This is a genomic window from Bacillus sp. ISL-77 (assembly GCF_018613105.1).
This window is the reverse complement of record NZ_JAGGQY010000089.1, coordinates 1-9,870: the sequence shown is the minus strand read 5'-3', so window position 1 is coordinate 9,870 and position 9,870 is coordinate 1. Positions and strand designations below refer to the sequence as shown.

The window sequence follows — 9,870 nt, the reverse complement described above, 5'->3', positions numbered from 1 at the left end:
TTGTGAATCATGGTGATAGCTGCTTTTCTCATTTCAATCGCTTTTTCTTTTAATTCATCAATACTTATATGTTTCATGTCCGCCACCTCATTAATTTATGACTTGCCGATTTTAATTTTTAACCAAGATCCTTAGTAGAATCGCCCCTGTTGTTAACTTGTCTACTAAGTTACCTTATGTTTTTAGTATACCTTGATTCTGATATTTGTCAACATAGATTTTATTTTAAATAAGCAAATTGCCTAAATTATGAAGAAACTTAACTTCCAACCCTGATTTACTTACTCCTTTAACAAAACAGAATGTAGGTAGTGATTAGTAGAGGTAACTGTATATTTAAATCTAAAACGGATAAATTAACCACAACATGCACATAAATATTTAAGGTAAGCAGCACCCAACACTGGATTTAACCGTAGATGGTGTATCGTTTTCGATTATTGCTCGTTTAATCACACTGGTTTTATGCTGTTCATGCATTAATGGATTATTGGTAAGAAATAATGTCAATTTCGGAAAATAATAACTCTCCTGATGTCGCGAGAAATGAATAACAATCAAGGTGTAAACTAGGAGATGATATACTTTTGGGGATGTTCAAAGTGATTCATAGAATATTTAAATCTAATTCAACCCCCAATAATCAACATATAAATGAAAAAACACCCTTACGAACGAATCTTCAGGAAAACATTCGAACAATTATTGAATTAGTTGGTAATAGCCCAGATGTTGTCATAAGGAAATTTGGTATCGGAAAGAAAAGGAAGATCAAAATAGCTCTGGTCTATACAGAAGGCTTGGCTGATACTAAATCTGTCAATCAATTTATCATGGAATCTTTAATGATGGATATACAAGAAGTTGAACTAAATTTGGACAATTCATCCATACCCTATACTTTTCAACTACTGAAAGAGCTTCTTCCTGTGGGAAGCATCAAGGAAGTTTCGGATTTTGAAACCTTGCTTCCATCCATCTTATCAGGGGATGCTGCCATCCTATTAGAAGGAAATTCTCAAGGTCTGCTAGTCGGTTTGAAAGGGTCGGAAGACCGCGGTGTTCAAGAGCCTTCTTCTCAAACGGTCATTCGTGGCCCGAAAGAGGGCTTTTCTGAAAACATACGGACGAATACCGCATTAGTCCGGCGAAAAATTAGAGATCCTAACCTTTGGATGGAGAACCTAACCATAGGAAGGGTAACCAAAACGGCCGTCAACATCATGTACATTCAGGGAATTGCGAATGGAAAAGTCGTTGAAGAGGTACGGAAACGGCTTACCCGGATTGAAATAGACAGCATTCTGGAAGGCGGCTATATTGAAGAATTGATCCAGGATGAAACATATACCGTTTTTCCCACGGTATTTAATACGGAAAGGCCTGATGTCATTGCTGCCGGGCTTTTGGAGGGGCGGATCGCGATCTTTGTAGATGGAACCCCCTTTGTCCTTTTGGTACCGGTCATCTTCACGCAATTCTTTTCGGCAGCAGAAGATTATTATCAGCGGTCAGACATTGCGACACTCCTGCGTTTGCTGCGTTATTTGTCTTTATTCATTGCCTTACTAGGTCCGTCTTTATATATTGCAATTACAACTTTTCATCAGGAAATGCTCCCTCCCGGACTGCTTTTTAGTCTGATGGCTCAACGGGAAGGGGTACCTTTTCCGGTATTTATTGAAGCACTATTAATGGAGGTAACCTTTGAACTGTTGCGGGAGGCCGGGGTTCGAATGCCAAGAGCGGTAGGACAGTCGGTTTCGATTGTAGGGGCCTTAGTGATTGGACAAGCAGCAGTAGAAGCGGGAATCATATCAGCTTCCATGGTGATCGTGGTATCCATCACAGCTATTTCCAGTTTCATCATTCCTGCCTATAATTTGGCCATTTCTGTCAGAATCCTGCGCTTTGGGATGATGGGTTTGGCTGCTTCCTTCGGGCTCTTGGGCATTATTGTAGGGATTATTGCTGTCATACAGCACTTATGTCAATTGCGTTCTTTTGGAGTTCCCTATATGGCACCGTTTGGCCCTATGGTGATGTCTGATCAAAAAGATGCGATTTTCCGTGCACCTTGGTGGGGAATGTTCTCCAGGCCTCGATTTATGAGTCAAAAGAATATCAGCCGTGAAGATAATCTCCTACCCCGCAACCGCGTAGAAAAGTTTAGGAATTGATACAAAGAAAGGAGGAGTCGTTACGAAACAAAAGCCGGCCTTATGGTTGAATTCAATAGTCATTTTGTTTACGCTTACTGGATGCTGGAATCGGGTAGAATTAAACGAACTTGCGGTCACTGTAGCCATGGGATTGGATAAAAAGGGGAATCAAATTTTGCTTTCTCACCAAATCGTCAATCCAGGAGCGATTGCTGCCAAAGGAGGTGCTGCTTCAAGTGATACTCCTGTCACTTTGTTTCATGAAACGGGGAACAGTTTGCAGGAGGCTGGTCGAAGACTGACAACTTCGAGTACAAGAAAAGTTTATACGGGACAACTCCAAATGCTTATCATCAGTGAAGAATTGGCAAAAGAAGGGCTAAGCGACATACTGGATCACATATCCAGAGACCATCAATATCGAAGGGATTTCTTTGTGGTTATAGCGAGGGGCACAAAGGCTGAGAACATCCTTAAAGTTTATACCCTCATAGACCGAATTCCCGCCAGAAAAATGAATCGTTCTCTAGAGAACTCATCTGATGCTTGGGGGGTAGCAGGTACTGACAGAATGGATCAGTTTATGTCAGATATCATTGACAACGGAAAAGAAGCCGTACTCACAGGCATTAAGGTGCGCGGAAAGCGGACATTGGGTGAAACCATGGAGAATGGGCAACAAATTGATCCCGGTGCAGATTTGGAGTATAACGGCCTTGCCGTGTTTAAAAATGATCGGCTGGTTGGTTGGTTAAATGAAGAGGCAAGCAAAGGATATAACTATACCCAGGGTGAGATAAGCAGCACGTCCGTTGTCTTTCCTTGCCCCCAAGGGAAGAAGAAGATGACTGTGGAGGTGCTTCGTACTCAAGAGGAGACCCAATTCAAGAAAATAAACGGTATACCTAAAATAGATGTCAAAATTAGTCTCGAAGGCAATGTAGCCGATGCGCAATGTGATATCGATTTATCGAAACCGGAAACGATTACTCAGTTAGAGAAATTAACAGAAAAGGATATAGAAAGGACCATTGCAGCGGCATTAAAAGCAGCGCAGAAAAAATATAAATCCGATATCTTTGGCTTTGGCGATGTGATCAACCGCACCAATCCTAAATATTGGGAAAAACTGAAAAAGGATTGGGATCAGGAATTTCCGGATTTACAGGTCAATGTAGAAGTGAAAGCCGATATTCGAGGCGTATTTTTAACTAAAAAATCATTTCGAGACAGGATGGAGGAGTAAATTAAATGTGGTCCATTGTGGGAATAATAGTGATAGGGGTTATCATTATGTTCATCGAAGTCCCTTCCCTTTTGAAGAAAAATCATAGGAAGGATTTATGGGTGTTTTCTACCCTACTGCTTCTGGGTATTGTGCTAAATATTTCGGAGCAGTTAGAGGTAAGTATTCCTAATCCCTTCGAGGGGATTACAGCCGTCTTCCAGCCTTATAGCACGGTTATTTCCGAAATATTCAAGTGATCAGGTGATATTGATGCAGGAGAACGGTAAAATTGCCCCCCGCCAGTTTATGATTTTCGTCATCCTATTTACCATTGGCAGTTCCATTCTTTTATTGCCAAAATTTATTGCCGCGGATGCAAAGCAAGATGCTTGGATAACGGCTATGATTCTTGTAGGATTAGGCCTTTTGCTGGCATGGTTATACAAAACGTTAGGAAGTCTTTTTCCGGATATGACCTTGGTTGAATACAGCCAGAAAATTTTAGGGAGATGGATGGGAAAAATAACCTCACTTTTATTCTTTACCTATTCATTTTTCCTATGTGCCATTACACTCCGGCAAATAAGTAATTTCTTTGTATCGACGATGATGCCGGAAACGCCGATTGAAGCGATACATATCCTTTTGTTAGGCATTGTCATTATGGGGGTGCGATACGGCCTGGAAAACATGGCCCGTACTTCGGAAATTTTCTTTCCTTGGGTGTTGATTCTTTTTTTTACGACAGTTATCTTTGTTTCTCCTCAAATAGAGTTTGAAAAAATTCAGCCTGTATTTGCAAAAGGGGCAAATCCTGTTATTCGTGCTGCTTTTATGCAACTGGGTGTTCCTTATCTGGAGCTTGTTTTGTTTTTGATGATCTTTCCCTATGTTAATCGGATTAAGGAAGCAGGTAAAGCTTTTTTTGCAGGGAGTCTGATTGGGGGAATAATCATCTTCTCAATTACCCTGCTGTCAATACTCGTTTTGGGAGCGGAAGCAACAGAGAATGAACATGTTCCCAGCTATATATTGGCTCAAAAAATAGACATTGGTGAATTTCTCCAACGGATAGAAGCCATTATGGCCGGATTATGGATTATTACTATTTTTTTCAAACTGCAGATCTGTTATTATGTATCCGCATTAGTGCTCGCCCAAACGTTGGAGATGCGTGATTATCGCCCGCTGACACTTCCATTCGCCATGATCTTGGTGGTCCTATCCCTTGTGATAGCTCCCGATATAAGCTATTTGGTTAACTTTATTGCAAACATTTGGACACCCTATTCATTCGTGTTCGGTCTTTATATGCCATTATTTCTTTTCGTAATTGCTAAGATTAAACTAAAGTTTTTGGAGAAAGGCAGAAGTTGATATTCTATAGGAGTTATAGCAAGTAATTGAAGGTAACTAAAAGAGGAACTTTCTGTCCCTTTTAGTTTACCTCGTTATTTTATAATGCTCTTTTAATTCTTTCAATCGCAGCTTTTCGATCTGCTTGATTATAAATAGCGGAACCGGCTACTAGAACATCGGCTCCTGCTTCGACACATAATCTGGCCGTATCTTCATTAATACCACCGTCTACCTCAATTTCAATTGATAGTTGACGCATCTCAATTATCTGTGAAAGTTGTTCAATTTTCGGCAATACACTTTTAATAAATTCTTGCCCACCAAATCCCGGATTCACTGTCATCAATAAGATCAAATCAATATCTTCAAGAATATGTTTAACTTGATCAATCGGTGTATCAGGATTTAAAACAACACCTGCTTTTATTCTATGTTGTTTAATTAATTGAATGGTACGATGTAAATAAGGACATGCCTCAACATGAACAGAAATGATGTCAGCGCCGGCTCTTGCAAATGAAGGAATATATTGATCAGGATTTTTAATCATTAAATGAACATCTAACGGTAATGTTGTAACAGGACGAATCGCTTCTACGATAAGTGGACCAATGGTGATATTCGGTACAAAGTCGCCGTCCATCACATCGACGTGAATATAATCTGCTCCCCCTGCCTCTACCTCTTTAATTTCATCTGCTAGTCTAGCAAAATCCGCAGACAAGATAGAAGGTGCTATTTTAGTCATTTTTTAATACCTCGACTTTCTTTGTCCCATGCCTTTAATAAAACTAACATAATAAAGATGATAAGAGTTTACTTAAATCAAGGAATACCATATAAAAATGATTGTTCCTTAGATTTTAATATTTGGGTCAGAAAACTTAGCCTATCTTCTACATTCTCCTGAGTGATAATATCAATCCCACTATCAATCCTTTTTTCAACGTGTTCTCCTTTAATGGCTCTCATGGCTTGTTCAACACTTAAATACCCCATATCATAAGGGTTCTGTGCCATAGTAGCACTCATTTCTTCCTCTTTAATGAACTTCAGCATTTCTATCGTACCGTCTGTTCCGATGACGGGAATCTTTAGACCATACTTCTCTATTATACCTAATGCATCTAGAGCCATTACATCATCCGTGGCAAATACACCTTTGATATTAGGATAACTCTGCAAAATGTTTCCCATTTCTGAGTTCATCTTTCCAAATCGATCATACCCTGGCTGTTCTGTAACAATTTCAACTCTAATAGATTCTAAAACCACTTTCGCTCCATTTTTCCGCTCATTCGTGACTGAACTGACTGACATTCCACCAATAAAGGCTACTTGATCCCCCGGTTGCAGCATGGAGCCCAATAGTGCTCCTGCTTTTTGGCCTAATTATAGTGATCCGTTCCAATATAGGTTGTTTGATCCTCCCATCCAGCATCTGTATCTACTATCAATACAGGAATATTTTTTTCCTGATATTCTTTCAATACAGGAATAGCAGCAGATGGTTGCGTTGGGGCAACAATTAGTGCATCTGGATGCCTCTTCAGAACATTTTTCAACATGTTAATCTGGTTTATAGGTGAATATTCAGAATCCGGTGCTATTACTTGCCCATCTATATTAAAATCATCAAATGCTTTTTCTGCTCCTACCTTAATGGTTTTCCAATACTCTGTGTTCAATTGTTTCAAAACGACAACCATTCTAGGCTTATTATTTTCTTTTAGAAACGTGACCATAAGGCCTATCAATATGACAAGAGAGACTACACGAATTAATGAACCGACCAACTATTATTCACCCTTCCTTCTCCTAATTTATAGTCCCTACTGGGTCTCAATTCTTATTAAAACGACCACTTAGAATGTAATTAGCATCGAAGCTAGGGATATAATTAAAGAGGATCATAATTATCAGTGGTTTATAGTCTGGTCTATATGAAGTTAATATTATTTTCACCTATTTTAGAATAGTCTTTTACTAGATCTAGATAGCTTTCTATCATTAAACTTCTATCTTATCATTCCCAGCAAAACTATTAGTTCTGTAGTAAAATCATGAACAGTTACGCTTTGTTTGAAGAACCAAATGCACGAATTTTGCCTATAACGGTTTCTTTAATCGCCTCACGACCTGGACCTAGAAATTTGCGTGGATCATATACGTCAGAGTCTGCACTTAACACTTCCCGTACTACTCTAGTAAATGAAATTTGATTTTCCGTGTTTACATTAATTTTGGCTGTTCCTAATGTGATTGACTTTTGAATTTGATTTGTCGGGATACCTGTACCGCCGTGTAAAACCAAGGGTAAACCAATTGCATGACAAATTTGTTCCATTTCTGTAAAGCCTAAATTTGGCTCACCTTTGTAAGGTCCATGAACAGAACCTAACGCGGGCGCAAGACAATCGACGCCAGAACGCTTTACCAACTCTTCACATTCTTTTGGATCTGCGTAGATAACTCCATCTGCAATCACATCATCCTCTTGTCCTCCAACAGTACCTAACTCAGCTTCAACAGATACACCACGTTTACGGGCATATTCTACTACCCTTTTAGTGATTTCTACATTTTCTTCAAACGGTTGATGAGAAGCGTCAATCATCACCGATGTAAAACCAGCGTCAATGGCAGCTTTACATTTTTCAAAACTAGAACCGTGATCCAAATGGATGGCTACAGGAACAGTGACACTCATTTCCTCCATAAGAGCTTCCACCATGGCTGTTACTACCTTAAAACCACCCATATAACGAGCAGCACCTTCCGATACACCTAGGATAACTGGCGATTTTTCCTCTTCTGCCGCAGCTAAAATCGCTTGTGTCCACTCCAAGTTATTCATGTTGAACTGACCAATCGCATAACCTTCTGCTAACGCCTTATTTAACATTTCTTTCATTGAAACTAAAGCCATATTAACATCCTCCTTAATAGTAAATGCCAAACTTTTTATTTCCTATAAGAATCGTGCGATCAACCTTTTATAGATTATAATGACAATCGCCAACTCTACTACCATAACTATTTCATCTTCCAATAACTATATGTAGCTATTAAATCAAGTTATTTTTTCAGAAATGAACTAATTTCCAGTACACATCGGAGAAATTCCATTGATAGTGGCTACAAGTAAATAAAGTCATTTTTTAGAATTATTGAACCTATTTTTAAATCTATTTAGCAAGATTTATTATCGTTACTTTTTCACATGTTATGGTTTTGATGCTTTTACATTGTGCTCCATGTTAGTCTTCCTTGCATAGCATAAGTTATTATTCAAGTTATTATTCAAGTCATTATTCAAGTCATTATTCAAGTCATTATTAAAAGTCGCTTCATATATTGCTATTTTATTAACACGATTTTCGTGTCTACCGCCTTCAAAAGGTGTTGTTAACCATGTTTTTGCAATATCACGAGCTAGACCGGGACCAATGACACGCTCTCCCATAGCTAATATGTTTGTATCGTTATGTTCTCTCGTTGCCTTAGCACTAAAGATATCATGCACAAGCGCACAACGAATTCCCTTTACTTTGTTGGCTGCAATACTCATCCCAATACCAGTTCCACAAATTAATATACCACGGTCTATTTCACCACCTGCTACCTTTTCAGCTACCAAAATAGCATAATCTGGATAGTCAACAGAGGTGTTACACTCGCACCCTAAATCTACATACTCAATATTCATCTCTTCCATCAATGAAATGACCTCTTTACGAATATTCATGCCACCATGATCAGATGCAATGGCTACTTTCATATTTCTTCCTCCTATCCTTTTGCAATTACATTACCTACAAAATGGACTTTCATCATATTTCTAGTGTAAAAGCGTTTCTAGTAACCTATATTGATTCTGTTTATCAGCCATTTCGCTATTAACATGTTCAAGTTCTCTATGGATGATTTTATTTTCTTTCATTCCAACAGCTTGTCCTGAACTTCCATTCATCAACAGTTCTACCGCCTTAGCACCCATTCTGCTTGCTAATACCCGATCAAACGCTGATGGATTCCCTCCTCTTTGGATGAAACCTAATACCGTAGTTCTTACACTAATGTTTAACTTCTCTTCAATATATCGTTGTAATTCCTGTAAATCATACATTCTTTCTGTTATGATGACGAGGTTATCATTTTTTCCACTACTTATTCTTGAGCTTAATTTTGAACAGATTGTATCAAAATCTAATTTTCTTTCTGGAGTAGAGATGATGTCTCCACCGCCTGCTAAAGCTGAATATAAGGCTAAGTCACCACAATATCTTCCCATTACTTCAATAATGGTTGTTTTATCATGGGAAAAATCGGTATCTTTAATTTTACCAACACAATCTAGTACTGTATTTAAAGTGGTGTCAAATCCGATGGAATAATCTGTATAAGCCAAATCATTATCAATCGTTCCAGGTATACCGATCACTTTAATACCTAGTTCATGTAATTTTTCGGCTCCTTTTAAAGAACCTTCCCCACCTATTACAACCAAAGAATTTATACCAAAGCTTTTTAATACCGTAAGAGCCTTTTCCCTTCCTGCTTCCTCCATGAATTCTGAAGATCGAGACGTTTTTAATATTGTTCCGCCTCTGTCTGCAATATCCTCTACCTCTGAAGCAGTTAATCGGTGAATTTTACCGTCAATTAAACCTTGGTATCCACACTGTATGCCCATTATATCTAGATGATAGTGATTTGCTGCTTTTACTACTGCTCTGATAGCGGCATTCATTCCCGGGGCATCTCCACCACTTGTTAAGACACCTAGTTTATTCATGACCAATACACCTCTTAATTTTAGTTTATAAAGAAATTCCAGCAGCTAGAAAACGTTGCCGCTGGATATTTAAGGTTGAATCAACATTGATAGACTTTTTTTAACTAGTCTTTTTCAGTTTTTTTTCGATATTCTGGCTTAGAGCCTTTCCTGACTGTTTGACCAAGAAAAGAATTATACAAGAACCTATAATCATACTGATACCTAAGAAAATCATACTAGTCGTAAAGGATCCTGTTGTATCCTTTATATATCCCACAATGTATGGCCCAAAGAATCCGCCAAGATTTCCTATACTGTTGATAAGGGCAATGGCTCGCCCA

The 9,870-nt window shown here is 38.6% G+C and carries 9 protein-coding genes and 2 pseudogenes; 4 read left to right on the top strand and 7 right to left on the bottom strand.

All coding sequences use genetic code 11. The features are described from left to right. Positions 1–593: 593 nt before the first annotated feature. Genes J7E77_RS28220 through J7E77_RS28205 form a run of 4 tightly spaced genes read left to right on the top strand, consistent with a single transcriptional unit; the run spans position 594 to position 4,767 of the window. Positions 594–2,180 (top strand): spore germination protein, encoded by a 1,587-nt coding sequence (locus J7E77_RS28220; protein ID WP_214718693.1) that lies wholly within the window; start codon positions 594–596, stop codon positions 2,178–2,180. A 46-nt stretch (positions 2,181–2,226) separates the two neighbouring features. Next, positions 2,227–3,408, top strand: a complete 1,182-nt coding sequence (locus J7E77_RS28215; RefSeq protein WP_214718692.1) for a Ger(x)C family spore germination protein — start codon at positions 2,227–2,229, stop codon at positions 3,406–3,408. Positions 3,409–3,413: 5 nt separating this feature from the next. After that, a complete protein-coding gene (locus J7E77_RS28210; RefSeq protein WP_214718691.1) occupies positions 3,414–3,647 on the top strand; it encodes a hypothetical protein in 234 nt (77 codons plus the stop codon). Between the two features lie 13 nt (positions 3,648–3,660). Then, positions 3,661–4,767, top strand: coding sequence for a GerAB/ArcD/ProY family transporter (locus tag J7E77_RS28205; RefSeq protein ID WP_214718690.1), 1,107 nt, complete (start codon positions 3,661–3,663; stop codon positions 4,765–4,767). Between the two features lie 79 nt (positions 4,768–4,846). Here J7E77_RS28205 and rpe read toward each other — a convergent pair whose 3' ends face one another. The 7 genes and pseudogenes from rpe to J7E77_RS28170 all read right to left on the bottom strand — a co-directional run. Beyond that, the gene (gene rpe / locus J7E77_RS28200) at positions 4,847–5,497 is read right to left on the bottom strand and encodes a ribulose-phosphate 3-epimerase (protein ID WP_214718688.1); all 651 of its coding nucleotides are present in this window, start codon (positions 5,495–5,497) and stop codon (positions 4,847–4,849) included. A 77-nt stretch (positions 5,498–5,574) separates the two neighbouring features. Continuing rightward, positions 5,575–6,126: pseudogene (locus J7E77_RS28195) on the bottom strand (sugar ABC transporter substrate-binding protein); the annotation flags it as partial. 11 nt (positions 6,127–6,137) lie between these two features. Next, positions 6,138–6,545: a sugar ABC transporter substrate-binding protein gene (locus J7E77_RS28190; RefSeq protein ID WP_214718684.1), complete on the bottom strand. Its 408-nt coding sequence runs from the start codon at positions 6,543–6,545 to the stop codon at positions 6,138–6,140. 275 nt (positions 6,546–6,820) lie between these two features. Continuing rightward, complete coding sequence (locus J7E77_RS28185; RefSeq protein ID WP_214718682.1) at positions 6,821–7,678, bottom strand: class II fructose-bisphosphate aldolase; 858 nt, start codon at positions 7,676–7,678, stop codon at positions 6,821–6,823. A 420-nt stretch (positions 7,679–8,098) separates the two neighbouring features. Beyond that, positions 8,099–8,530, bottom strand: a pseudogene (gene rpiB, locus J7E77_RS28180) (ribose 5-phosphate isomerase B); the annotation flags it as partial. 60 nt (positions 8,531–8,590) lie between these two features. Further along, complete coding sequence (pfkA, locus tag J7E77_RS28175) at positions 8,591–9,547, bottom strand: 6-phosphofructokinase (RefSeq protein WP_214718678.1); 957 nt, start codon at positions 9,545–9,547, stop codon at positions 8,591–8,593. Between the two features lie 100 nt (positions 9,548–9,647). Beyond that, positions 9,648–9,870 (bottom strand): MFS transporter (locus J7E77_RS28170; RefSeq protein WP_214718676.1); only part of this gene is annotated, 223 nt, incomplete at its 5' end.